Origin of the sequence: Chryseobacterium sp. D764 (assembly GCF_019317325.1) — a bacterium.
In the GTDB taxonomy this organism is placed as follows: Bacteria; Bacteroidota; Bacteroidia; order Flavobacteriales; family Weeksellaceae; genus Chryseobacterium.
The window spans coordinates 2839006-2864529 of the sequence record NZ_CP079219.1 but is presented as its reverse complement, the minus strand read 5'-3'; the positions used below and the strand labels follow the sequence as shown (position 1 = coordinate 2864529).

Below are 25524 nucleotides of genomic sequence, written 5' to 3'. Positions count from 1 at the left end.
ATTAATCAATTATTACATTCAAATTAAAATATGGATTTCGAAGACTTTATCATTTCACCAAGAAATTTCAAAACAGAAAGCTGGCAGATAGGAAATCGGATTACAAAAGATATCAGAGAAGACAGTATTGTTCTTTTGTTTGTGTCTGATTACAGAGGTGTGGGCGGAGATGCAGAAGTGCAGGATTTTACAGCAGTGAGGAACGAGTTTTATAAACTTTCGCAGATGGATTTTGAAATTCCTGTTGTAGATCTCGGGGATCTGGTATCTGGAAAATCTGTTCAGGATACCCATTATATTTTGCAGGAAGTACTGTCGGCATGTCATTACAAAAGAGCAATTCCGGTGATTGTGGGTGGATCCAATGATTTTGCGTTCTCATTATTTTCTGCTTTGAATTTTCATCAGAAAAATATCAATTATACCCAAATCAGTAATATTATTTCCCTTCAACAGGGTGAAACAATCAATGAACATACTTTTCTAGGCAAAATTTTCGGAGCCAAGAATTTCTCTATTAAAAATTACCACCATTTAGGATATCAGAAGCATTTGAATGAAATGGATTCTGTAAGACTGATCAAAGAAGTAGAGTTTGATATTATCCGTCTCGCTGAAATGATGAATTCTACAGAAAAAACAGAACCTTTCTTCAGAAAAGCAGATCTGGTGACCGTAAATTGTGATGCTGTGGAAAGCTTCAGCGAACCTTTTTCTATGAATCCACAGGTCAATGGACTCAACAGAAGAGAGATCTGTGCCTACATGAAAGAAATCGGATTAAGTGAAAATCTGAAATCTGTTGGGATTTTTAATTATAATATTTATTCAGAAAACCAGTTGAACCACCAGCTTTTAGCACAAATGTTATGGTATCTGATTGAAGGAATCAATATTCAGCATTCCCATCCGAAAGAAAGGCATTATGAACTGTTCTATGTTTTGATAGATGACAGGCAATATGCTTTCAAGCGTGATACTTTCAGTAATTTGTGGTATTTTGGCGATGATGAAAATATAGAAAACTGCATTCCATGTTCCAGAAAGGATTTTGATGAAGCTAAAAAAGGCTGGCTGAATGCAAGACTGACGAAAATTTAATGTATGACAAATGCTCCCCCAAAAGTATCCATTATTGTTCCTGTTTACAATGTCGAAAATTATCTGACAAAATGCCTTGACTCCCTGGTGAACCAGAGCCTCTCTAATATTGAGATTCTTGTAGTGAACGATGGAAGTAAAGATGATTCTGGAAAAATCATTGAAGGATATGCACAAAGATATCCGGAAAAAATAAAAGCTTTTACTAAAAAAAACGGAGGTTTAAGTGATGCCCGTAATTTTGGCCTTGACAGAGCTTCCGGAGATTATATAGGTTTTGTAGACAGCGATGATTATGTTTCCGAAACAATGTTTGAAGAAATGTTTCTTTTAGGAGAAAAACATCAGGCAAAAATGGTGATCTGCAATATTCAGAAAGTTGACGAAACCGGGAAGGCTACCCAAAAACTGACTCAGCTTCCAAACATGCCCGAGAAAATAACCCTTGAAAATAATTTTTCAGTGTTCTCGGATATCAGCTATTTTGCATGCAATAAGCTGTTCAAAAAAGAACTTTTTAACCAAAGAAGATTTAAAAAAGGAGTTCATTTTGAAGATATTCAGTTGATTCCACAACTTTTGCTGGAATGTGATGCCATTGCCCAGACCCAAAATTTCCATTATCAATATCTTGAACGTACAGATTCTATTACGAAGACCCATACGGAAAAAGGACTTGATATGCTGAAAGCAGTGGCCGATGTGGAAAATGTATTCACCGAATCCCAATATTCTCACAAAAAAGAGGAATTAAAAAACTTCCAGATTTTTGAAGGAGTTTATTCATTTCTGGCTTATCTGGCCTTTGTGAAAAAAGAAGAAATATTTTATAGTATGTCTGAGCAGCTGGTCCTTTTTATGAAGGAAAGACAAATAAAAATTCAAGATATATTGAAGTATAGTCGTTTTGGTAAGAATTATCTTTTATCTTTGCCTTTGAAGAAAAAAATTTTTTATCTGCTGTTTTTTGGAGGACAGAAAAGATTGATAAGGAAGTTAATTTAATAAACACAAATGTACGTGCTATTGTTTCGAGCAGTAGAAAATGATGATGAAGTTCTTTATAAGTTCTACATGATGAGTTTTTATTGAGAGAGACAAGTGCTGAATAAGAAAGAATGAAAAATTTTGAATTGTTCTTAAGCGGATCGGGAATACCTATTTTCTATGTAAAAATAGGACTTGGTTTCGTATTCGCCTTTTTAATTACTTTTTTCTCTATTCCTACCATCGTCAAGATCTCAAGAAGGAAGAATCTGATGGATGAGCCTGGGATAAGAAGTTCGCATCTTAGAGAAATTCCTAACCTTGGTGGAATTGCTATTTTCTATTCAATTGGAATTTGTGCTTCTATTTTTGCCTATGAGCTTTTTGACCTCTACAAATTTTTATTTGCTTCATTGATTATCCTGCTTTATGTAGGGGTAATGGATGATATTGTTGTAATGAGGGCTTATAAAAAACTTGTTGCACAAATTGTAGTGTCTTCACTGGTGGTGATTGGGTCAGATATTAGAATAAGAAGTTTATTTGGGATATTTGGTGTGTATGAACTGCAGTATTTTGTAAGTGTACTGTTCAGTATTACCACCTTTATTATTCTGATCAATGCTTTCAACCTGATCGATGGGATAGACGGACTGGCAGGCGGTTATTCTGTAATCTGCAGTGCTTTATTTGGAATAAGCTATTACCGGTTGGGAGAATATAATTATCCGCTGGTGGTATTATCTGTTGTTATTATCGGGACTGTATTGGCTTTTCTGTATTATAACCTGTCTAACTACCGTACCCGTAAAATATTTATGGGAGATACCGGATCTATGCTGCTTGGCTTTTTACTGGCCTTTACCTCCATTTGTTTCATAGATATTTTTATTGATAAAAACCTGGTAGATGTACCAAGATATCACCTTCAGTCTGCTCCTGTAGTAGCTGTAGCGATCCTGATTCTTCCGATCGTAGATACATTAAATGTAATATTTATAAGGCTTTACAATAAGAAATCACCATTTGACGCTGATAAAAATCACATTCACCATAAGCTGTTGAAGCTAAATCTTACCCACAGAAGATCTACTTTTTATATCATTCTTTACTATTTGATGATTGTGGGAGTTGCTTATTATTTAAGACATATTAATGTCAATCTGTTATTATTGGTGATTATTTCATTAGGCTTTTTCGGAGCTTATCTGCCAGATTTGCTATATCGATTAAGAAATAACAAAAATTAACAATTAAATATTACTTTTGTAAACAATATTCAAATATGATGAAGAATTTTAAATATTTATTTTTAATATTCCCTTTTTTAGTTACCTCATGTATCACAACAAAAGATGTGAGGTACTTGCAGCCAAGCGAAAGTCTTGTCATTAACGAAGAAGGTCTTATCCCGTACAATATTCCCGTGTACAGGATTACTAAAAACGACATCCTTAATCTTAATATTGTGACTACTCCCAAAGGAGATGCAGCACAGTTTTATTCCTCTTACAATACTTCAGGCGGAGTTACCGGCGGAGGGGCAATAAGTTCTGCAATATCAGGAGGTGGTAGTGCAGCAGGTGTAGTGAGTGCTAATTCCGGAGGTGGAAGAGGTGGAAATATGAATTTTTACTTTAACGGACTGAAGGTGGACTCCAATGGTGATATCAATGTGTTCGGGATAGGATATGTAAAAGCTGAAGGAAGAACTCTTGACGATATTACAAAAGAAATACAGGATAAAGTAAATGAAAATTTCCAGGAAGGTAAATCTGAAGTACGACTGAATACAGACGGTATTACATATTATATTCTTGGTGATGTGGAAACTACAGGACTTTCAGGCGAAAAAGTAGTCCACAAAAATACCCTTACCATTACTGAGGCATTGGCCATTAATGGTGGATTGAACAGAACTATTGATAAAAGAGAAGTCGTTATTCACAGAAAGCTTCCAGAAGGAATCAAAATTGCAAAAATAGATCTTACCCGTGAAGATCTTATGAACTCTCCTTATTATTATATACAGAACGGAGATGAAATCTATCTGAATACAAGAGCGAAAAGCTTGAATGGATTCGGAAAAGACCCGATCCAGACTTTGACTACAGGAGTTTCTGTAATTACTACTGCATTATCTATTTATTTACTCCTTAAAAATCTTTAGTCATGATTCCAGAAAGAGTAAACACTACAGAGAAGACTAATTCTCAGAAAGATAAATCCGGGACATTTGCCTTATTTGATTTAGAACACTTTTTAAAAAGGATTCTTAAAAACTGGTACTGGTTTGTATTAATGCTTATCATTGGCTATGCCATAGCGTGGGTATACAGTAAATATTATGCACAAAATATTTATGCATCAGACTTATCATTAAGTACCTCCAGTAAAGCTTCGGAGTTTCTGCCAACTCAATCTAACCAATCTATTAACTTCATTTGGGGAGATACAGGAAATCAGGATGGGCTTTATTTGAAGAAAATGCTTTTATCCAGATCTCATAACGAATTTTTGGTAAAAGAATTAGATCTTTTTGTAAACTATTCTACCAAAGGGCTTATAAAATCTACTTACCTGGACAAAGATGATTCACCTGTTTTTCTTCAGATTGATAAAAAGCACCTTCAGCAGATCAATTATCCTATTACATTGATACCGAAAGGAAATGGAGCATATGAAGTGGTTTTGCCTGAAGAAGGAGAATCAACGAACTTATATAACTATGAAGTAGAAGGATTCCAGGATATTAACGCTTATAGCAGGCCAGCGGATAAAACCATCAAAATTAATGAGTGGTATAATTCGCCTAACCTGAGATTCAGGCTGCTTCAAAATCCTGTTGCTACCAAAATTAAGCTGGATAATATTATTATCAATCTGAACTCTGTAAACCAGAGTGTAGATGAAATTGTTTCTACTACAGGAGTAGACTTTGACAAAGAAATCAGGTCTATTATGATTATTACTAAAAAAGGATACAACCTTAATAGTACAGTTAATTTCCTGAATAAATCTGTTGCAGAGCTGCAGAAAAAAAGACTTGCTGATAAAAATATCGTTAATAAGAATACGGATATTTTTTTAAAAGACAACCTTGGGAATATCCGTAAAAAACTTGATTCAAGCGCAAATGTGCTTAATTATTTAAAGACTTCAGAAAAACTTTATAATATTAAAGACAGAGATGAAAAATCTCTCGAAAAAATAAAAGAACTTGAAGCTAAAAAAGCTGATATCATCAGTAAAATCAGCTCTCTGAATAATATCAAGAACACACTTCAGTCTCAGAATTTTGATAAAATGATCGGAACAAATGCGGCAGGTTTTGAAGATGGTGTTTTCACAGCAACGGTTTCTGAACTTAAAGCTTTATATATCAAAAAAGCTGAAATGGCCACTATTTATAAACCGTCATCAGAGCCTATGAGAGAAATCAACAGGCTTATTGATGAGGCAAGAATGGGGTCGTCCAATAGTTTGAGAAGCTATTATAACCGATATTATGAAGAAATCAATAAGATAGACCGTGAAATGGCTGGTGCCAATTCTGATTTAGCGACTTATCCTGAAAAAGAAAGAAGATATCTGGACGCAGAGAGAGGCTATAACATGATTGAAGCTACTTATAACAGTCTTTTGGGCAGACAGAGTGATACCCAGATGAGAATGGCTACCAATCAGTCTGATATAACGGTCATTGACCCGGCTAAAAATTTAGGACAAAGACCAATTGGGCCTAATGTTAAATTGGCGAAAACGGCTATTATTTCTGGAATGTTACTGCTTCCACTATTATTTATCCTGATTGGTGAGGTGTTTGACAACAAGATCCGAAATATTAAAGACCTTTTAAGTGCTACAAAAATTCCGCTTCTTGGGGTTATCGGAAATAACAACAATGAAAATATGCTTACTGTTCTGGAGCAGCCAAAATCATCCGTATCAGAAGCCTTCAGGGGAATAAGAGCCAATATGAGATTTTTGATGGATAATGAAGATCAAAAAGGGAAGGTCATATTAATCACATCATCCATCGGAGGAGAAGGAAAAACTTATATTTCCATTAATCTGGCATCTGTAATTGGATTAAGTGATAAAAAAACAATCTTATTGGGAATGGACCTTAGAAAACCAAAAATCTTTGGAGACTTCAAGATTGATAATAAATATGGTATTTCAAATTATCTGACCGGGGAAGTGGGAATTGATCAGATTGTCAACAAAACAAAAATCCCAAATCTGGATGTTGCCACTTCAGGACCTATCCCGCCAAACCCTTCTGAGCTTTTAATGAGCCAGAGAAATATCAAATTTATAGAAGAACTGAAAGAAAAATATGATTTCATTATTATAGATTCACCACCGGTAGGATTAGTGGCAGATTCATATGAGCTTATGAAGCATTCTGATGCCAATATTTATGTTGTGCGCCATGAATACACAGAAAAGTACATGCTGAAAATGATCACGGATAAGTATCATAATGATGAGATTGACAATTTAGGACTTGTTTATAATGATTATAATACAAAACAAGGCTACGGTTACGGTTATGGCTACGGCTATGGTTACGGATATTTTGATGAAGATAAAAATTATAAAGAACCATTGTTGATAAGGATCAGAAATAAAGTACAGGTATTATTTAATAAAAAATAAAGCATTAAACCCTCATTTAATGGGGGTTTTTTCATATTTAATGTATTTTCATTCTATGAAAAAAAGAATATTTTTGCCACTTTGCCGTTTACTTTATAACAAATTATGTTTTTTTGTTTATTTTTAACTAAACATTAAGATTATCATTAATATAAAAATGTTTTATATTTGCAAAAATTAAATTTTAAAATAACCATAAATCCATATTCTTTTATGAATAAAAAATTATTGTTTAGCTTCCTTGCCTTCCTTGGAGTGGTAAGTGTTAAAGCACAAAGAAACGAATTGGGAGTTCGTCTAGGTATGAGTAACCTAGTGGGAGATGTAGGAAGGACAAATTATATTTTACAGAAGCCGTTGGATTTAAACAGAGTGTCAGATTGGGGCATCCCATTTTATGGAGGTTTGTTATATAGATTTAATTTTAACCCGCATCAGACCGTTAGATTGGATTTAGGATACAACCAGGTTCAGTTTAGTGATAAAGCTGCGAAAGAAGATTATAGAAGAAATAGAAACTCATATGGGAAAAATAATGTGTATGAGGCGAGTTTAATGTTTGAGTATAACTTTTTCCCGGTAAATAATGAGCAGATCAGCATGCTAAGCCCTTATATCTTCGGAGGTGTTGGTGCTTTAATGTTTGATGCTCCTAAAGCAAATCTTGTGAATGATTTCAGAAGAGATGCAGATGGGGTGGCGCAGGCTCCAATCAATGAATTGGACTTCACCACAAGAACAGAGTATTCATTAGGGAAAAAAGTAACGATGCATATTCCTTTTGGAGTAGGTTTGAAGTATAAATTCAACCACTCCTGGGCAATATTTGCAGAAGCTACATTCAGATATACATTGACGGATCAGCTGGATCATAGTAAGATCCTTTCCGAAGATGTAAAAACTTCTTTTAATGCTGATATTTTGGACCCTGCAACAGGAGGTTCATTATTACAGTCAGGAAATTATTATGCGGTTTCTAAAGAAAGAGAAACAGAGTTTATTAATAAGAGAAATATTGGAGATGGCAGATCTAAAGATTGGATGAATACGTTTAGCTTAGGGCTCACGTATTCGTTCGGAAGGCCTCCATGTTATTGTGAATAATATGTCGTTGATTAAAGATAAAATAAATTCTGAGAATTTACCAAAACACGTAGCCATCATTATGGATGGTAATGGAAGATGGGCAAAATCTCGTGGCGAAGAAAGAACTTTCGGTCACAAAAATGCCATTAATGCAGTAAGAAATGCTATTAATGCCTGTAATGAGATTAATATCCCTTACTTAACACTTTATACATTCTCTTCAGAAAATTGGAGTCGTCCAACCGAAGAAGTAAATACCCTTATGAACCTGCTGGTAGAAACATTACTGCTTGAAGCAGAAGAAATCTTCAGCAAGGGATTGAGAATGCATGTGATAGGGAACCTTGATAAACTGCCTGCTTTGGTAAAAGAGCAGTTGGAACGTGTGGTAGAACTCACAAAAGAAAACACAAAAGGAAACCTTGTATTAGCTATAAGCTATGGCTCACAAAATGAAATGCTGGAAGCCGTTAAAAATATAAGTTCTGATGTAAAAGAAGGAAAAGTAGAGATAGAAAATATTAACGAAAGTTTATTTGAAAGCTACCTTTATACAAAAGATTTTCCTCCTGTAGACTTACTGATCAGAACCAGCGGTGAAATAAGAATAAGTAATTTCCTGCTTTGGCAGATCGCTTATGCAGAACTACAGTTTTTAAATGTTCTGTGGCCGGATTTTACCAAAGATATTTTCTTTCAATGTATTGTAGATTATCAAAACAAAGAAAGAAGATACGGTTTAACCGGTGAGCAAGTAAAAGGCCAATAAAATTTTAAGAAAAGAAAGACTCGATAAAATGAAGTTTAGACTATTACCCATCATTATGTTTGCTGCTTCTGCACATTTTTATGGACAAGTAACTCCACAAGACAGCACAAAAGTAAATAATGCTGTCCACGCAGAAAATGAGGCAGGCACTTATACACTTAAAGACATCGTTGTAGATGGGGTAAAAAAATATACACCAGCTCAGATCTTAAGATTTACAGGTCTTACTAAAGGAGAAAGCGTAGACATTCCGGGACAGAAAATCAGCAATGCTGTTAAAAAACTTTGGGATACCCAATCTTTTTCTGAAGTGGAAGTTTATGTTCAAAGCATTGAAGGACAGACAATCGTTCTGAAATTTCACCTGCAGGATCTGAAAGAACTTGGAGAAGTGAAATTTGCAGGAAAAGGAATTGGTAAATCTAAGAGTGAAAAGCTGGCAAAGGATAACAACCTTAAACCAGGAACTAAGATTACTCAAAACTTAGTGTCTAGTCTTAAAACAAATGTCCCTAAAGACTATATTAAGAAAGGTTTTGCAGATGCTAAAATCAGTATTCAGGATAAAGTAAACGCAGGAGATCCTGCTTTAGTAGACTGGACTATTAATGTAGAAAAGGGAAAAAGAATTAAGATTGATCATATTGAATTTGAAGGAAACGAAAATGTAACCGATAGAAAGCTTAGAAACAAAGCTTTCAAAGAAACAAAACAAAAACGTTTTGGTATTGGTGGTATTTTGAAATCCTCAAAATTCATTGAAGATAAATATCAGGAAGATAAGCAAGGTCTTATCAATTATTATAACTCCCTGGGATATAGAGATGCGAAAATTGTTTCAGATTCAGTGTGGAGAAACAAAAGAAATAACTACGAAATCAATGTAAAACTTAATGAGGGTAAAAAATATTACATCGGGGACGTTACATTCACGGGGAATACAGTATACGCTACAGAATATTTACAGAGATTATTAGGATACAAGAAAGGAGATATTTACGATGCAGTAGGATTCAACAAAAAAGTTGGAGAAGATGGAGGTAAAGAAGATGATTCAGATATCAAATCTGTTTACATGAACAACGGTTACCTTTTCTCCAATGTTACACCTGTTGAAAAATCGGTATCAGGAGATGCTGTAAACCTTGAAGTTAGAATTAATGAAGGTGAGCAGGCTACCTGGAATAAAGTAACATGGCAGGGGAATACTACAACCCATGACCACGTTATCCTTAGAGCACTGAGAACAAAACCGGGAGAACTATTCAAGAAAACGGAAATTAAAAGAACATATTTCGATTTAGCAGGGATGTCATTCTTTGACCCTCAGCAGATCGGACAGGATATCCAGCCAAACCAGCAGGACAACACTGTTGATATTAACTGGAAGCTTGTAGAAAAAGGATCTTCCCAAGTACAGCTGCAGGCAGGTTACGGTGGTAACAGCTTCATTGGTACTTTAGGATTAACTTTTAATAACTTCTCATTAAAGAACTTCCTTAAGTTTAAAGACTTCAAACCAGTACCTCAGGGAGACGGACAAACGTTCTCTATTCAGGTGCAGGCAGGACAGTATTTCCAAAATTACGGGGTATCATTTACAGAGCCGTGGTTATTTGGTACAAGAGCAACAGCCCTTTCTGTAAGTTTGAATAACTCCAGAGTAAGATATACGGATCAATATGGAGCAGCTCAGAAGCTTAATATCTTCTCTGCTTCAGCTGGTTTAAACAGACTATTGAACTGGCCGGATGATTATTTCTCATTGTACACAGGATTACAGTTCCAGAAGTATGATTTCAATAACTATCCATTCCAGTTTGGAAATACTACAGAAACGAATGGTACTGCCAATAACTTCAGTGTGAACTTAGGGTTGAGCAGAAACTCAGCAGGTATCGACCCAATCTTCCCGACAATGGGATCCAATATTGAGCTTTCAGCAAAACTGACACCTCCATACTCATTGTTTAAAAAGAAAGATTATTCTACAATGTCAGCTATTGACAAGTATAAGTGGATGGAATTCTATAAGATTAAATTCAAGGCAGATGTATACAATGAAATCGTTGGAAAACTGGTCTTGAGATCTTCTGCAGAAATGGGATTCATGGACGGATATAACAGTAAACTGGGAGCTCCGCCATTTGAAAGATTCTATATGGGAGGTACAGGTCTTTTCGGAGGTAGATATGACGGTAGAGAATTGATTCCTTTAAGAGGATATGAAAATGCCAGCACAGAAGGAGGTCAGGCAGATGATATTACTCAGACAGGTGGTGGTACAATCTATAACAGATTTACTTTAGAATTAAGATACCCGATCTCAATGAGCCAGACTGCAAAAATCTATGCATTGACATTTGCTGAAGGAGGTAACGTATGGAATTCATGGAGTTCTTACAGCCCGTTCCAATTGAAAAGATCAGTAGGTATAGGAGTAAGAGTTTATATGGGAGCATTTGGATTAATCGGATTTGACTTCGCACTAGGTCTTGATAAAACATTATCAGGTGACAAGTCAGGATGGAGAAACCACTTCTTGATGAACCAAACATTATAATTACAAATATGAAGCACTTTAAAATAATTTTCACGTTCGCATTACTATTGCTTTTTGGATTCAGCAATGCCCAGAAAATAGGAGTAGTGGATACTAATGAAATTTTAAATAAATTACCTCAGTATAAAGAAGCTGAAGCAAGATTGAATTCTCAGATCGATACCTGGGAGTCAGAACTTCAAAGTCTTCAATCTGAATATGAAAGAAAAAAAGCTGCTTTTGAAAGTGAAAAAGTATTATTGATAGGTGACCAGCTTAAACTGAGAGAAAAAGAAGTTGTAGACCTCGATAAAAATATTAAAACGACTACTAGCTTACGTTTTGGAGCTAACGGTGAAATTACAAAACTGAGAACAAACCTTGTTTTGCCTTTTCAGGACCAGATCTGGGGAGCCATCAAAACAATGTCCGAAAAAAATGGATTGGGCATAGTTCTTGATAAAAGCAATAACATTAGTGTTATTTTCCTTCAGTCAAAATATGATTACACCGAGAAAGTATTGTCTGTTTTGTTGAAAGGAACAGATAAGAAGGAAAAAACAAATAGCAAAGGCAAAAAATAAGTTTAAAAATTAACTTTTGCTATATTTTAAAATCTAAAAACAAATTAAATTATTTATTTACCAGTTATGAAAAAATTAAGTGTATTATTTGCAGCAGTAATGATGGTTGTATCTGTAGGTATGGCAAAAGCTCAAAAAATTGCTACTTTAGATGTAATGGGAGTTCTTAACGCTATGCCGGAGAAAAAGAAAGCAGATGCTGATCTTAAAACATTCTTAGATACTAAACAAGCTGAGATTAAGAAAAAAGCTGACGCAGCTCAAACTAAATATCAGCAATATCAAACAGAAGCTCCGAAAAAAACAGCTGACGAAAACGCAGCAAGAGAAGCTGAAATGAAAAAATTAGCTGAAGAAATCCAGCAAATGCAGGACAAAGCTCAAAAAGATCTACAAGCTAAGCAGGATTTGGCTTTCGGTCCAGTTGAGAAAAAACTGAACGATGCAGTAGAAAAAGTAGCTAAAGCTAACGGATACGATTATATTATGGATGCTAACTCAACTGCATTCCTTTATAAAGCAGGACCAGATGCTACTCCAGCTGTAAAGAAAGAACTTGGAGTTCAATAATTTCAGCAAATTAACAAAGATTTATAAAACTAACCATCTCTATTAGAGGTGGTTTTTTTATTTTTGCGGAATGGAAAAAGAAGTATCAACTACGGTAAAAGTTAGATTTAGTGACTGCGATCCGATCGGACATTTGAATAATGTAAAATATCTTGATTATATGTTCAATGCCAGAGAAGATCATGTGGAAACATTCTACGGATTTACCTATGAAGAATATACCAAGAAAACCGGCTGTACCTGGATTGCTATTCAAAATGAAATAGCCTATTTAAAAGAAGTAAGATATAACACACAGGTAGTAATCAGCAGCAAAACCATCGATGTACAGGATAGAACGGCAAAAGTGGAAATCCTTATGAAAAGTTTAGATGAAAAGACAATCCATGCCGTACTTTGGGTAACTGTTATTTATTTCAATGTTAAAACAAGAAAATCTGAAGTTCATCCCGAAGATGTCAAAGAAATTTTCGACAAGTTTTATGTAGATTTGATTCAGAAAGACTTCCAGTCAAGAGTGAAGTTTTTAAGAAGCCAAAATGCAAAAAATTCTTAATCAGCAACTCTTATTGAAGATTTTAACTTAAAAATTAATAATATATAAATGAAAAAAATAGCAGTAATAGGAAGCAACGGACAATTGGGAAACTGCATTAGAAAAATAGCTCCAGACTTTGAACATCAATATGAATTCTTATTTACAGACTCATCCACTCTTGATGTTACCAATGAAGACCAGGTGAATGACTTCTTTTATGATAACAAACCTGATTACTGCATTAATGCTTCAGCATACACAGCGGTAGATCTGGCTGAAACAGAAAAAGAAAAAGCTTTTGCAGTAAATGCTTATGGGGTAGCTCATCTTGCCCAGGCGTGTGTAGATTATAAAACGACCCTGATTCATGTTTCTACAGACTATGTTTTTGATGGAACCACAAATCTGCCATACTCGGAAGATGATTTTACAAATCCGATAGGCGTATATGGAGAATCAAAAAGAAAAGGTGAAGAACTTGCTCTGGAAATTAATCCTAAAACAATTATCCTGAGAACCTCATGGCTGTACTCAGAGTTCAATAAGAATTTTGTGAAAACCATGCTGAACCTTTTCTCTCAGAAAAAAGAACTGGGAATTGTTGCTGATCAGTTTGGACAGCCAACCAATGCAAATGATCTTGCGGAAGCTATCATGGATATCATCAAAGCTCACCGTAAAACCTATGGAGTCTTTCACTTCTCAAACTATCCGGAGACAACATGGTTTGAATTTGCAAAAAAAATTGCTGAATTTTCAAAATCTTCAGTAAAACTGAATCCACTAACAACCGAACAGTATCCAACACCTGCCAAAAGACCCGTAAGAAGTACAATGTCTTTGGATAAAATAGAAGAGACTTACAAAATAGAACCCAAACATTGGGAAAACAGCCTTGAGGAATGTGTTGATACACTTTCACAACAATAATATATATATGAAGAATATTGCAATCATCTTTTCCGTATTGTGTGTCCAGCTGTGGAATGCACAGAATGTTTATCTGACTAAAGTTGAAAAAACAAATGATAACCCGGATAAATTCTTTTATAAAAAAGAAACCGCCACTGCTGATGCCGTTTATTTAGGAGAAGTAGAAGTTCAGGGCTTTTCAAAAGATGATGCACTTACATTTTCCTTAGTCTATAAAAAGGCAAAAGAGATCGGTGCCAATACTTTTGAATTAAAACCTTTCGAAAGCATAGATGGTGTAGCTCAGCCATTCAACGCTTCCAATTATAAGATTGCTTTATATTATACACCTAAAGAAAAGCTGGCAGCTCAGCATGGCGAGATGTATATATTTGCATCCTCTGAAAAAGATCAGAAAATAAACATCAATCGTAAAGACTATATTATCTCTCCAAGATCATTTTTAAAATTAAAAATTGTTCCGGGGGAAGTCTATACAATTTCAACCAAGAAACTTCTGGGTTCTACTATCAAAGTTCAGCCAAAAGCGAATGATGATAACTTATACTTTCAGGTTTCATCTTTAAAAGTAAAGCCGGATAACTCAGGAGTAGGAGGGTTGAATCTTAAATCCGGTGATATTATTGGGTTGGAAAAGTCCTATGCCGAATTTTTAAGCGCTATTTACAAAGAAAGAAATCCTTAAAAAATTACCTGCAACAGTATTATGACAGGTTTTCCTTTTGGTAGATTTAAATTGAGAACAAATGTTTAAAATTTTTCTCTCTGCGTTCCAGTGTATTAGGGTTAAATATTACGGGTGTGTAAAATTTATGTTAAATAAAGTTGTTTTGCGTTGCAATAAGTTGTTATCTTTGCCCCACTGAAAAACGAGAGTAATACAGTAGCGCAGGAGAGCTTTTAGATAAGCATAGACATTATGATACTTCAAAAAGAGGCAGACAAAAAACTTTAATTTTTTTATCAAAAAAAGTTGCGAGTTTAAAAAGAGTTTGTATCTTTGCAGTCCCAAATAAAGGGAGCGCAGGAGTAGAGTGATTAAGGTTTAGGAGAGGGATTAAGGTTACTTAAAAAACTTTAAAATTTTCTTTCAAAACATTTGGTCATTAAGAAATAAAGTTTTACTTTTGCACTCGCAAATACGGAGCGCCACTGACAGAAGAGAGTGCTTCGTTACAAAGCGAAAGATATAAAGATCATTGACATACAATATAACAACCAAGTAAGGAAAAACTAAAGCGTAAAAAAAACTTTGAGTGAGTCAGACAAACATACAATGGAGAGTTTGATCCTGGCTCAGGATGAACGCTAGCGGGAGGCCTAACACATGCAAGCCGAGCGGTATTGTTTCTTCGGAAATGAGAGAGCGGCGTACGGGTGCGGAACACGTGTGCAACCTGCCTTTATCTGGGGGATAGCCTTTCGAAAGGGAGATTAATACCCCATAATATTTAGAATGGCATCATTTTAAATTGAAAACTCCGGTGGATAGAGATGGGCACGCGCAAGATTAGATAGTTGGTGAGGTAACGGCTCACCAAGTCAACGATCTTTAGGGGGCCTGAGAGGGTGATCCCCCACACTGGTACTGAGACACGGACCAGACTCCTACGGGAGGCAGCAGTGAGGAATATTGGACAATGGGTGAGAGCCTGATCCAGCCATCCCGCGTGAAGGACGACGGCCCTATGGGTTGTAAACTTCTTTTGTATAGGGATAAACCTACCCTCGTGAGGGTAGCTGAAGGTACTATACGAATAAGCACCGGCTAACTCCGTGCCAGCAGCCGCGGTAATACGGAGGGTGCAAGCGTTATCCGGATTTATTGGGTTTAAAGGGTCCGTAGGCGGATCTGTAAGTCAGTGGTGAAATCTCACAGCTTAACTGTGAAACTGCCATTGATACTGCAGGTCTTGAGTGTTGTTGAAGTAGCTGGAATAAGTAGTGTAGCGGTGAAATGCATAGATATTACTTAGAACACCAATTGCGAAGGCAGGTTACTAAGCAACAACTGACGCTGATGGACGAAAGCGTGGGGAGCGAACAGGATTAGATACCCTGGTAGTCCACGCCGTAAACGATGCTAACTCGTTTTTGGTTTTTCGGAATCAGAGACTAAGCGAAAGTGATAAGTTAGCCACCTGGGGAGTACGTTCGCAAGAATGAAACTCAAAGGAATTGACGGGGGCCCGCACAAGCGGTGGATTATGTGGTTTAATTCGATGATACGCGAGGAACCTTACCAAGGCTTAAATGGGAAATGACAGGTTTAGAAATAGACTTTTCTTCGGACATTTTTCAAGGTGCTGCATGGTTGTCGTCAGCTCGTGCCGTGAGGTGTTAGGTTAAGTCCTGCAACGAGCGCAACCCCTGTCACTAGTTGCCATCATTAAGTTGGGGACTCTAGTGAGACTGCCTACGCAAGTAGAGAGGAAGGTGGGGATGACGTCAAATCATCACGGCCCTTACGCCTTGGGCCACACACGTAATACAATGGCCAGTACAGAGGGCAGCTACACGGTGACGTGATGCAAATCTCGAAAGCTGGTCTCAGTTCGGATTGGAGTCTGCAACTCGACTCTATGAAGCTGGAATCGCTAGTAATCGCGCATCAGCCATGGCGCGGTGAATACGTTCCCGGGCCTTGTACACACCGCCCGTCAAGCCATGGAAGTCTGGGGTACCTGAAGTCGGTGACCGTAAAAGGAGCTGCCTAGGGTAAAACAGGTAACTAGGGCTAAGTCGTAACAAGGTAGCCGTACCGGAAGGTGCGGCTGGAACATCTCATTTTAGAGCGTCGTAAGACGATAAAAAAACAAAGGTACTTAAATGTACCATGCACTTACTTCAAAGTAAAGCTTTAGTTTTTTGTTTGGTTGGTTATATTAAAAATACAACACCCACTAGAAATTAGTATAGGGAAAGAGATTGAGAAATGAAGAAGAGGAAAAGTATAACTTACTTACTCATTCCCATAACTCATATAAAGTCTCGTAGCTCAGCTGGTTAGAGCGCTACACTGATAATGTAGAGGTCGGCAGTTCGAGCCTGCCCGAGACTACTAATTAAAGCGGCTGGCAAATAGCTTATAGCTGATGGCAAAAATGCCAGAAGCCAGAAGCAAATAGCCAACAGCAACTAGAGGGGAATTAGCTCAGCTGGCTAGAGCGCCTGCCTTGCACGCAGGAGGTCAAGGGTTCGACTCCCTTATTCTCCACAGTTTTGGAAGACTGATTTAAAAGTTACGGATAGAGCCAAAAACAATATCTGTTCATCAGTTGTACAAAAAGAATTTAAGATCATTGACATTAACGGTAAAGACATCACAAAGAGATAACCGAGCACTTTCGAGTGCCGAGTTTATAAAAATATCGATAAATTAAATTTATCAAAAAATACTGAACTAATATAATTATTAGGAAAGAAATCGTTAAGGGCGTATGGCGGATGCCTAGGCTTTCAGAGGCGACGAAGGACGTGGTAAGCTGCGAAAAGCTGCGGGGATTGGCACACACGAATTGATCCGCAGATGTCCGAATGGGGCAACCCGGCTGGTTGAAGACCAGTCACCTCGTAAGAGGAGCAAACCCGGAGAACTGAAACATCTAAGTACCCGGAGGAAAAGAAATCGAAGAGATTCCGTAAGTAGTGGCGAGCGAAAGCGGATTAGCCCAAAAGCTGATATATGTTTAATAGAATGTTCTGGAAAGAACGGCCGTAGAGGGTGATAGCCCCGTATATGAAAGGCATATTTGAGTGATAAATGAGTAGGGCGGGACACGTGAAATCCTGTCTGAATATGGGGGGACCATCCTCCAAGGCTAAATACTCCTGAAAGACCGATAGTGAACAAGTACTGTGAAGGAAAGGTGAAAAGCACTTCGAATAGAAGGGTGAAATAGAACCTGAAACCGTACGCCTACAAGCGGTCGGAGCAGCATTAAGCTGTGACGGCGTGCCTTTTGCATAATGAGCCTACGAGTTAATTTTACTAGCGAGGTTAAGGTATTAAGTACCGGAGCCGGAGCGAAAGCGAGTCTGAATAGGGCGTATAGTTAGTAGGATTAGACGCGAAACCTTGTGATCTACCCATGGGCAGGTTGAAGCTCTGGTAACACAGAGTGGAGGACCGAACCGGTTGACGTTGAAAAGTCTTCGGATGACCTGTGGGTAGGGGTGAAAGGCCAATCAAACTGGGAGATAGCTCGTACTCTCCGAAATGCATTTAGGTGCAGCGTCGTATATAAGTTTATTAGAGGTAGAGCTACTGATTGGATGCGGGGGTTTCATCGCCTACCAATTCCTGACAAACTCCGAATGCTAATAAATGTTCTACGGCAGTGAGGGCATGGGTGCTAAGGTCCATGTCCGAGAGGGAAAGAACCCAGACCAACAGCTAAGGTCCCAAAATATATGTTAAGTTGAAACAACGCGGTTGGACTGCATTGACAGCTAGGATGTTGGCTTGGAAGCAGCCATTCATTTAAAGAGTGCGTAACAGCTCACTAGTCGAGCGGTCCGGCATGGATAATAATCGGGCATAAACATATTACCGAAGCTATGGATTTGTATTTTAGATACATCTGGTAGGAGAGCATTCTATTTGCGCTGAAGCAGTACTGTGAGGTATTGTGGAGCGGATAGAAAAGAAAATGTAGGCATAAGTAACGATAAAGCGGGCGAGAAACCCGCTCACCGAAAGACTAAGGTTTCCTCAGCCATGCTAATCAGCTGAGGGTTAGTCGGGACCTAACGCGAACCCGAAAGGGGTAGTGGATGGACAATGGGTTAATATTCCCATACTTGCTCACACTAAAAAGGGGACGGAGTGCCGTACTTACTGGAGACTGACGGAATAGTCAAGGCCTAGCCTTCGGGCGAAGCTGCTGTAGGGAAAGTGCTTCCAAGAAAAGCCGAAGTGAAGCAACCCGTACCAAAACCGACACAGGTAGTCGAGGAGAGAATCCTAAGGTGCTAGAGTGAATCATGGTTAAGGAACTAGGCAAAATAGTCTCGTAACTTCGGGAGAAGAGACGCCATCAGCAATGGTGGCCGCAGTAAAGAGGCCCAGGCGACTGTTTATCAAAAACACAGGACTCTGCAAAATCGAAAGATGCAGTATAGGGTCTGACACCTGCCCGGTGCTGGAAGGTTAAGGAAGGTGCTTAGGGTTAAACCGAAGGCATTGACTGAAGCCCCAGTAAACGGCGGCCGTAACTATAACGGTCCTAAGGTAGCGAAATTCCTTGTCGGGTAAGTTCCGACCTGCACGAATGGTGTAACGATCTGGGCACTGTCTCAACCATGAGCTCTGTGAAATTGTAGTATCGGTGAAGATGCCGATTACCCGCAATGGGACGAAAAGACCCTGTGAACCTTTACTATAACTTCGTATTGACTTTGAGTAAGTAATGTGTAGGATAGGTGGGAGGCTTTGAAGCTTGCACGCTAGTGTAGGTGGAGCCAACGTTGAAATACCACCCTTTACTTACTTGGAGCCTAACTTCTTAAGGGAAGGACATTGCGTGGTGGGTAGTTTGACTGGGGTGGTCGCCTCCAAAAGAGTAACGGAGGCTTTCAAAGGTACCCTCAGCACGCTTGGTAACCGTGCGTAGAGTGTAATGGCATAAGGGTGCTTGACTGTGAGACCTACAAGTCGATCAGGTGCGAAAGCAGGACATAGTGATCCGGTGGTTCCGTATGGAAGGGCCATCGCTCATAGGATAAAAGGTACTCCGGGGATAACAGGCTAGTCTCCCCCAAGAGCTCACATCGACGGGGAGGTTCGGCACCTCGATGTCGGCTCGTCACATCCTGGGGCTGGAGAAGGTCCCAAGGGTTGGGCTGTTCGCCCATTAAAGTGGCACGCGAGCTGGGTTCAGAACGTCGTGAGACAGTTCGGTCTCTATCTATTGCGGGCGTTAGATGTTTGAGAGGGCTTGATTCTAGTACGAGAGGACCGAATTGAACAAACCTCTGGTGTATCAGTTGTACCGCCAGGTGCACTGCTGAGTAGCTACGTTTGGAAGAGATAAGCACTGAAAGCATATAAGTGCGAAACTCGCCTCAAGATGAGACATCTTTTAAGGGTCGTTGGAGATGACGACGTTGATAGGCTACAGGTGTAAAGACAGTAATGTCATAGCCGAGTAGTACTAATTACCCGTAGATTTATAGCCTAATATGGCGCACGAAAGTGCAGCAAGGTTACCTCTTTGTGAAAGTTTTTATCGAAAATAACCAGGTAGCAGATGGTAGCTATTGGGAAGCAGGTAAAACCTGTATCCTTTTATCTATACCGTGCAGCCTTATATACCTTCTTTAGGGTGGTTTTAGCGGTGGGGCTCACCTGTTCCCATTCCGAACACAGAAGTTAAGCCCACCAGCGCCGATGGTACTGCGAAAGCGGGAGAGTAGGCCGCCGCCAGTTTTTATTTTATTTTTAAAAAATCCTTTATCATAAGATAAAGGATTTTTTTTTGCGTTATACCCAAGCACTATACCCAACTAAATAAAGCAAAACAAAACAAAACAAAACACCTGAACTCATAAATAATGAGTAATAAATAAACAATCAATCATTATTGATTGTCCCTACTGTTATCCAATATCATTTATCATCTATACCCCCATTATCACTTCGTAGGAGTCTCAACAACCCATTATCTTATTTTATCTCTTTTTTTCAACTAAATAGCCCCACCAGGTATTAAGTTTTGGTCAATCTAATTTCGAATTTTACTTAATCGTTTAAGTATCATAAGCTTTAGAAAGATTCAGTTGCTTTTATGAATGTATTTAACATAAATAATTAATGATTGTGTATTAATTTAATAAGAATTACGTTTATTTGTTATAATATCCTGTGATATTATTAAGTATATACCAAATCTAATTTTTATGAAAAAAAACATTTTTAAGGTTGGGCTGCTCCAATCCTTATTATTCTGTTTCGGACTGTATGCACAAAGTGATTCAACTAAAACGTCAAAGATTGACGAAGTAGTTGTTACAGCCTATGGTGTAAAAAAAGAAAAAAAAGCGCTTGGATATTCTTTCCAGGATGTGAAAGGCCAAACCCTTGTTGATGCTAAAGAAAATAACATGACCAATGCATTAGTAGGGAAGGTTGCAGGTTTACAAGTTATTAAAGGAGGTTTTGGGCCAGGTTCTTCTTCCAAAATTAATCTACGGGGGTTTAATTCTTTTACTGGAGATAATCAGCCTCTTATTGTGGTGGATGGAGTTCCATTAAGTAATAGTTTAGGATCAAAGGTTAAGCAGAATGGAAAAGACTTTAATAATGATTTCTGGAATCCGGATCTTGATATGGGAAATGGTTTAAGTGATATTAACCCGGATGACATTGAAAGTCTTTCTGTTTTAAAAGGTGGTGCTGCTTCCGCTCTTTACGGTTCCAGAGGTGGAAATGGAGTTATTTTGATTACTACAAAAACCGGTAAACGAAAGGGAGGATTAGGAATTACATATTCTACAAGCTTAGGCTTTGAAAATATTTTTATGAAACCTGATTTGCAAGATAGTTTTGCACAAGGTAGTATTGGTTTACCCAATCTTCCTGGGGTTGACAATACCACTTCCTGGGGACCTGCTTTTGAAGGATCCAATATGACGGTTCATGACAACTTAAAAAACTTTTTTAAGACAGGAACAAATTCACAGCATACACTGAGCTTTCAGGAGAGTTTAGGCGAAGGATCAAGCTTGTACACTTCGGCTAATTATTTAAACAGTAATAGTCAGATTCCTAATTCAAAATATGAAAGATTCAATTTCATGGCTAAAATGAATTCTAATTTTGGAGCTAATAAAAGGTGGACTAGTGAGGTGAAAGCCCAATATATGAGTATTAAAGGAACAAATAGACCTTCTGGAGGACAGGGTGATGGAAATTACTATCCGAAAATACTCTTAATGCCTCAAAATATTGATGTAAGAGATTATCGTGAGGGGCAGATGCAAAATGAAGTTACTTCGCGCTGGATAACTTCAAATGGAATTAACCCCTATTGGACAGCTTATAATGCATTGAACGCCGATAAAAAAGATAGGTTTTTATTAAACGGTTATCTCAAGTATCAATTTAATAATTGGCTGAGCGCAGATGTAAGGTTAGGAACAGATTTCTATTCTTTAAATACGGATGCAAGGGTTTGGACGGGATCTGGCCGTAATAATTCTTACTCTACCGGTCAGGAAAAGTTTTATGAGAATAATTATATCATAAGTCTTAATGCCAAAAAGGATAATATTATTGGCAAATGGGGCGGATCGCTTTCCGTTTATGGGCAGATGATGGAAAGCAGGGATAAGGCATTATATTTTTCCACTCAAAATCTTATTCTTGCCAACGTTTTCAGCACGTCTAATACGAGTGATCTTGCATCTATTACTACAACTGAAGTTGATATGTGGAAAAAAATTAATTCAGTATTTGCTGCTGCTGAAATTAATTATGATGGATACTGGTTTCTGAATGCTACAGCAAGAAATGATTGGTCTTCTACTTTGAATATTGATAACATGTCTTATTTTTATTCTTCTGTGAGTACTTCATTAGTTTTAACGGATATGCTGAAGAAATTAAATGGTACAACTTCGAATGTTTTAACGTTTGCTAAACTTCGTGCAGCTTACGCAGTTGTAGGGAACTCTTTACCTCCTCAAAGCTTATACAATACATATCTTGCTTCCACAGATCCAAACGGGCATATTGTACTTGCAAGAAATAAAATACTTTTTAATCCGGATTTGCATGCGGAAAAGCTTAAAACTTTCGAAGTCGGTGCAGATATGAAGTTTTTTGACAGAGTGTCTTTGGATGTAAGCTATTTTAATAATAATGCGACTGATCAGCTTATAGCTATTCCAATAAACCCGCTATCCGGATATGAAAGAATGATGATTAATTCAGGAGGGCTGCATAATAAAGGATTTGAATTTGTTTTGAATACAGATATTTCTAAGAAGGAAAATTTTGCGTGGAACGTAAATGCTAATTTTTCAACTTTAAAAAGTAACATCGATAAAATTGATGGAAATATTTCAAAATATCCTCTATCAGGTTTTGATAACGTTGCTTTCTTCGCTGAAGTAGGAAAACCTTATGGTGCAATTTATGGAACGAAATTCTTGAGAGTAGAAGATACCGCTAGTCCTCATTACGGAAAACTGATTGTGGATCAAAATGGATTGCCACAGGCTACTCAAGACCAATATTATCTTGGAGATCAGACTCCGAGGGCTTTGTTTGGCTTTACCAACAGCTTTGTATATAAAAATATTGGACTTTCATTTTTAATTGACGGAAGAATCGGAGGTAAATTTTTCTCCGCAACGCAAGCAGCATTACAAGCTAATGGACTTGCTGCAGACACTGCGCCCGGAGGAAAACGTGATAATATGATTTTGGATGCCGTAGTGGAAGGAAATGGCGGTTATACAGCAAATACCAAAGAAATAACTCAGCAGGATTATTGGGGAGCTGTAACATCTGGAAATTTAGGAATTACGGAACAGAATATTTATGATGCTACCAACATTCGTTTAAGAAATATTCAGCTGACGTATAATTTCCCTAAAAGTATTTTCCAAAAATTAGCCTTGCAGAGTGCTAAAGTTGCTTTTACGGCCAATAATGTCTGGATGATCTACAGTAAAGCAAAAGGAATTGATCCGGAATCTGTATTCGCAATTAATTCTAATGCTACAGGATTTGAAAACCTTGCTTTTCCTACTTCAAGATCTTATTTATTTACAATTACTTTAGGCTTTTAATTAAAAACTGAAACAATGAAAAAATATATCTTATCATTTTTTACCATCGGTTTATTATGTACTTCATGCAATGATTTTGAAGAAATCAACAATAACCCATTTGCCGTAGACGCTAATAAGGCAGAACCTGAATATTTCTTAAATAACTCAATTCTTGGCGCTCAGCAGGATCCTAATATTGCAGAACGTGTTTTTGTTTTATACTGGAAAACGGCAGCGAGACAGCATTTATCAACAGGAATTGGAGGTGGAACTTACGACGATTCCTGGACTTCCGAATATTGGAAATACGTTTCAGATTGGTTGAATAATGCGAATGCGGCTATTCAATTGGCTAATGAAAAAAAGGCGGCCGGGCAAGGAAAACCTTATTATGACAATGTCATTCAGGTTTCCAGAATTTGGAGAGCTTATTTAATGAGTGAATTTTCGGATAATTTCGGACCTCAACCTATTCAGGCTTTTCAGGGAACGAATCCTACTTTTAATTCTGAAAAAGAAGTGTATTATTTTATTTTAGAAGAATTAAAAGATGCAGTCGCAAAAATGGACACAACCCAAGGAGCACCATCAAATGCTAATGCCCATGATATGGTGTATGGGTTCAATTGGACGCAATGGGTAAAGTATGCCAACTCTATGAGAATGAGAATTGCTATGAGAATTGCTGAAGTAGATCCTTCAAAAGCAAAAACAGAATTTGAAGCAGCTGCCAATTCAAATATGTTTATCGCTACAAATGCAGATAATTTTAAAGTTGCTGAAAAATCCGGTTGGGATGCCTTAACGGGTGTAATGTCCAGAGAATGGAACTCCCAAATCTTGTCAGCAACCCTTAATAATTTATACATTGGTTTAGGAGGAGTAAGTTCCACAGAGCAATTACCTGTAGCTCAACATACAGCAGTTAAGGCATCTGACTATGTTGGCATAAAGTATGATCAACAGTTCACCACAATGACCAACGATCCTAGTGCAGGATATTGGTTGGATGGACTACCCAATAAAATTGATCCGAGAGCGTATAAAACGTTCTATATTCCGGGTGATCTTACAAGCCCGGTTTATTCATTATATCCCACTTATACCAATCAGGCAACTACCAATCATGGAGATCTTACATTTGAAGATAACTCTAAAGTAACAATAAATACAGTAAATACCTGGAATGCCTATACCATTGGAAATTGGGGGGTAAAAGGACAGAGAAACGGCTTGAGAAATGTAGTAGGATGTATGCCGGCTTTGGGTAAGCAGTACCGGGAAAGTACGAATTCAAGAATATTTTTTGCAAGCTGGGAAACTTATTTCCTTTTGGCGGAAGCGGCATTGAAAGGCTGGGCTGTTCCAATGGGCGATGAAGCGGCATATAATAAAGGAATTCAGGAAAGTTTTGCTTATAATGGAGTTTCACAATTCTATGGTCAATATATTGCTTCAACAGATTATAACCGTGATGGGACTTCTGTTTCTTACAGTCATATTACAGAACCGGGAGTGAGCCATACGATGAAATATAAAGATCCTGTAAGCGGGAACTTAGTTTCGGTAGACATTAAATATCCTGTAAATACCATTTATAAAAATGGATCGGTAAAGAATGATAAACTGACAAAGATTATTACCCAGAAATATATTGCCAATATGCCTTGGTTACCGTTAGAGTCCTGGAGTGATCAGAGAAGGCTTGGACTGCCGTTTTTTGAAAATCCTGCCATCGAAACTCCATTGGCAAACCTTCCTAATCTGAGTTCAGGGAATTATATGACAAATTCTATTCAGAATTTCCCTCAGAGATTAAGATATCCAAGTACTTTCAGAAATACGGATCAGCCTGGATATGATAAGGCTGTACAGTTACTTGGTGGTGCAGATGCTGTACTGACTCCTCTTTGGTGGGCCAAACATTAATTAGTTTTAAATACAATAAAAAAACAATCCTTTTCTGATT

The 25524-nt window shown here is 37.6% G+C and carries 15 protein-coding genes, 2 tRNA genes and 3 rRNA genes; all 20 read left to right on the top strand.

Annotated features, from left to right (window positions below; translation table 11 throughout):
• Window positions 1-30: 30 nt before the first annotated feature.
• The 20 genes from KYG33_RS12965 (at window position 31) to KYG33_RS12870 (ending at window position 25484) form a co-directional block, all read left to right on the top strand.
• Window positions 31-1101 carry a formimidoylglutamase gene (locus KYG33_RS12965; protein WP_077419562.1) on the top strand — a complete coding sequence of 357 codons (1071 nt, stop codon included), beginning with the start codon at window positions 31-33 and terminating at the stop codon, window positions 1099-1101.
• A 3-nt stretch (window positions 1102-1104) separates the two neighbouring features.
• Complete coding sequence (locus tag KYG33_RS12960) at window positions 1105-2106, top strand: glycosyltransferase family 2 protein (RefSeq protein WP_219071872.1); 1002 nt, start codon at window positions 1105-1107, stop codon at window positions 2104-2106.
• A 113-nt stretch (window positions 2107-2219) separates the two neighbouring features.
• Window positions 2220-3338 (top strand): glycosyltransferase family 4 protein, encoded by a 1119-nt coding sequence (locus KYG33_RS12955; RefSeq protein ID WP_077419564.1) that lies wholly within the window; start codon window positions 2220-2222, stop codon window positions 3336-3338.
• Between the two features lie 35 nt (window positions 3339-3373).
• Window positions 3374-4258: a polysaccharide biosynthesis/export family protein gene (locus tag KYG33_RS12950; RefSeq protein WP_077419565.1), complete on the top strand. Its 885-nt coding sequence runs from the start codon at window positions 3374-3376 to the stop codon at window positions 4256-4258.
• A gap of 2 nt (window positions 4259-4260) precedes the next feature.
• Window positions 4261-6753 carry an exopolysaccharide transport family protein gene (locus KYG33_RS12945; protein ID WP_219071871.1) on the top strand — a complete coding sequence of 831 codons (2493 nt, stop codon included), beginning with the start codon at window positions 4261-4263 and terminating at the stop codon, window positions 6751-6753.
• A 213-nt stretch (window positions 6754-6966) separates the two neighbouring features.
• A complete protein-coding gene (locus tag KYG33_RS12940) occupies window positions 6967-7857 on the top strand; it encodes a DUF6089 family protein (protein ID WP_077419567.1) in 891 nt (296 codons plus the stop codon).
• 1 nt (window position 7858) lies between these two features.
• Window positions 7859-8608 carry an isoprenyl transferase gene (locus KYG33_RS12935; RefSeq protein WP_077419568.1) on the top strand — a complete coding sequence of 250 codons (750 nt, stop codon included), beginning with the start codon at window positions 7859-7861 and terminating at the stop codon, window positions 8606-8608.
• A 28-nt stretch (window positions 8609-8636) separates the two neighbouring features.
• Window positions 8637-11171: an outer membrane protein assembly factor BamA gene (gene bamA / locus KYG33_RS12930; protein ID WP_077419569.1), complete on the top strand. Its 2535-nt coding sequence runs from the start codon at window positions 8637-8639 to the stop codon at window positions 11169-11171.
• A gap of 8 nt (window positions 11172-11179) precedes the next feature.
• A complete protein-coding gene (locus KYG33_RS12925) occupies window positions 11180-11734 on the top strand; it encodes an OmpH family outer membrane protein (RefSeq protein WP_047381939.1) in 555 nt (184 codons plus the stop codon).
• 66 nt (window positions 11735-11800) lie between these two features.
• Window positions 11801-12304: an OmpH family outer membrane protein gene (locus KYG33_RS12920; RefSeq protein ID WP_047377419.1), complete on the top strand. Its 504-nt coding sequence runs from the start codon at window positions 11801-11803 to the stop codon at window positions 12302-12304.
• A gap of 70 nt (window positions 12305-12374) precedes the next feature.
• Entirely contained in the window at window positions 12375-12860 is a 486-nt protein-coding gene (locus KYG33_RS12915) for an acyl-CoA thioesterase (protein WP_047377420.1), read from the top strand.
• A 48-nt stretch (window positions 12861-12908) separates the two neighbouring features.
• Window positions 12909-13772, top strand: a complete 864-nt coding sequence (rfbD, locus tag KYG33_RS12910; RefSeq protein ID WP_077419570.1) for a dTDP-4-dehydrorhamnose reductase — start codon at window positions 12909-12911, stop codon at window positions 13770-13772.
• Window positions 13773-13779: 7 nt separating this feature from the next.
• Window positions 13780-14460, top strand: a complete 681-nt coding sequence (locus KYG33_RS12905; RefSeq protein ID WP_219071870.1) for a hypothetical protein — start codon at window positions 13780-13782, stop codon at window positions 14458-14460.
• A gap of 588 nt (window positions 14461-15048) precedes the next feature.
• Window positions 15049-16565: ribosomal RNA gene (locus KYG33_RS12900) — 16S ribosomal RNA — on the top strand.
• Window positions 16566-16762: 197 nt separating this feature from the next.
• A tRNA-Ile gene (locus tag KYG33_RS12895) sits at window positions 16763-16836 on the top strand.
• 82 nt (window positions 16837-16918) lie between these two features.
• A tRNA-Ala gene (locus KYG33_RS12890) sits at window positions 16919-16992 on the top strand.
• A 203-nt stretch (window positions 16993-17195) separates the two neighbouring features.
• Window positions 17196-19954: ribosomal RNA gene (locus tag KYG33_RS12885) — 23S ribosomal RNA — on the top strand.
• 143 nt (window positions 19955-20097) lie between these two features.
• Window positions 20098-20205 (top strand): 5S ribosomal RNA (gene rrf / locus KYG33_RS12880).
• Together the 16S, 23S and 5S rRNA genes with 2 tRNA genes alongside form the textbook arrangement of a ribosomal RNA operon.
• A 470-nt stretch (window positions 20206-20675) precedes the next feature.
• A complete protein-coding gene (locus KYG33_RS12875) occupies window positions 20676-23573 on the top strand; it encodes a SusC/RagA family TonB-linked outer membrane protein (RefSeq protein WP_219071869.1) in 2898 nt (965 codons plus the stop codon).
• Between the two features lie 15 nt (window positions 23574-23588).
• Window positions 23589-25484: a SusD/RagB family nutrient-binding outer membrane lipoprotein gene (locus tag KYG33_RS12870; RefSeq protein ID WP_219071868.1), complete on the top strand. Its 1896-nt coding sequence runs from the start codon at window positions 23589-23591 to the stop codon at window positions 25482-25484.
• Window positions 25485-25524: the final 40 nt, after the last annotated feature.

Coding starts and splice junctions, on each gene's coding strand:
- rfbD (WP_077419570.1), top strand. CDS start 12,909: ATGAAAAAAATAGCAGTAATAGGAAGCAACGGACAATTGGGAAACTGC.
- KYG33_RS12915 (WP_047377420.1), top strand. CDS start 12,375: ATGGAAAAAGAAGTATCAACTACGGTAAAAGTTAGATTTAGTGACTGC.
- KYG33_RS12920 (WP_047377419.1), top strand. CDS start 11,801: ATGAAAAAATTAAGTGTATTATTTGCAGCAGTAATGATGGTTGTATCT.
- KYG33_RS12940 (WP_077419567.1), top strand. CDS start 6,967: ATGAATAAAAAATTATTGTTTAGCTTCCTTGCCTTCCTTGGAGTGGTA.
- KYG33_RS12950 (WP_077419565.1), top strand. CDS start 3,374: ATGATGAAGAATTTTAAATATTTATTTTTAATATTCCCTTTTTTAGTT.
- KYG33_RS12875 (WP_219071869.1), top strand. CDS start 20,676: ATGAAAAAAAACATTTTTAAGGTTGGGCTGCTCCAATCCTTATTATTC.
- KYG33_RS12925 (WP_047381939.1), top strand. CDS start 11,180: ATGAAGCACTTTAAAATAATTTTCACGTTCGCATTACTATTGCTTTTT.
- KYG33_RS12935 (WP_077419568.1), top strand. CDS start 7,859: ATGTCGTTGATTAAAGATAAAATAAATTCTGAGAATTTACCAAAACAC.
- KYG33_RS12965 (WP_077419562.1), top strand. CDS start 31: ATGGATTTCGAAGACTTTATCATTTCACCAAGAAATTTCAAAACAGAA.
- KYG33_RS12955 (WP_077419564.1), top strand. CDS start 2,220: ATGAAAAATTTTGAATTGTTCTTAAGCGGATCGGGAATACCTATTTTC.
- bamA (WP_077419569.1), top strand. CDS start 8,637: ATGAAGTTTAGACTATTACCCATCATTATGTTTGCTGCTTCTGCACAT.
- KYG33_RS12905 (WP_219071870.1), top strand. CDS start 13,780: ATGAAGAATATTGCAATCATCTTTTCCGTATTGTGTGTCCAGCTGTGG.
- KYG33_RS12960 (WP_219071872.1), top strand. CDS start 1,105: ATGACAAATGCTCCCCCAAAAGTATCCATTATTGTTCCTGTTTACAAT.
- KYG33_RS12945 (WP_219071871.1), top strand. CDS start 4,261: ATGATTCCAGAAAGAGTAAACACTACAGAGAAGACTAATTCTCAGAAA.
- KYG33_RS12870 (WP_219071868.1), top strand. CDS start 23,589: ATGAAAAAATATATCTTATCATTTTTTACCATCGGTTTATTATGTACT.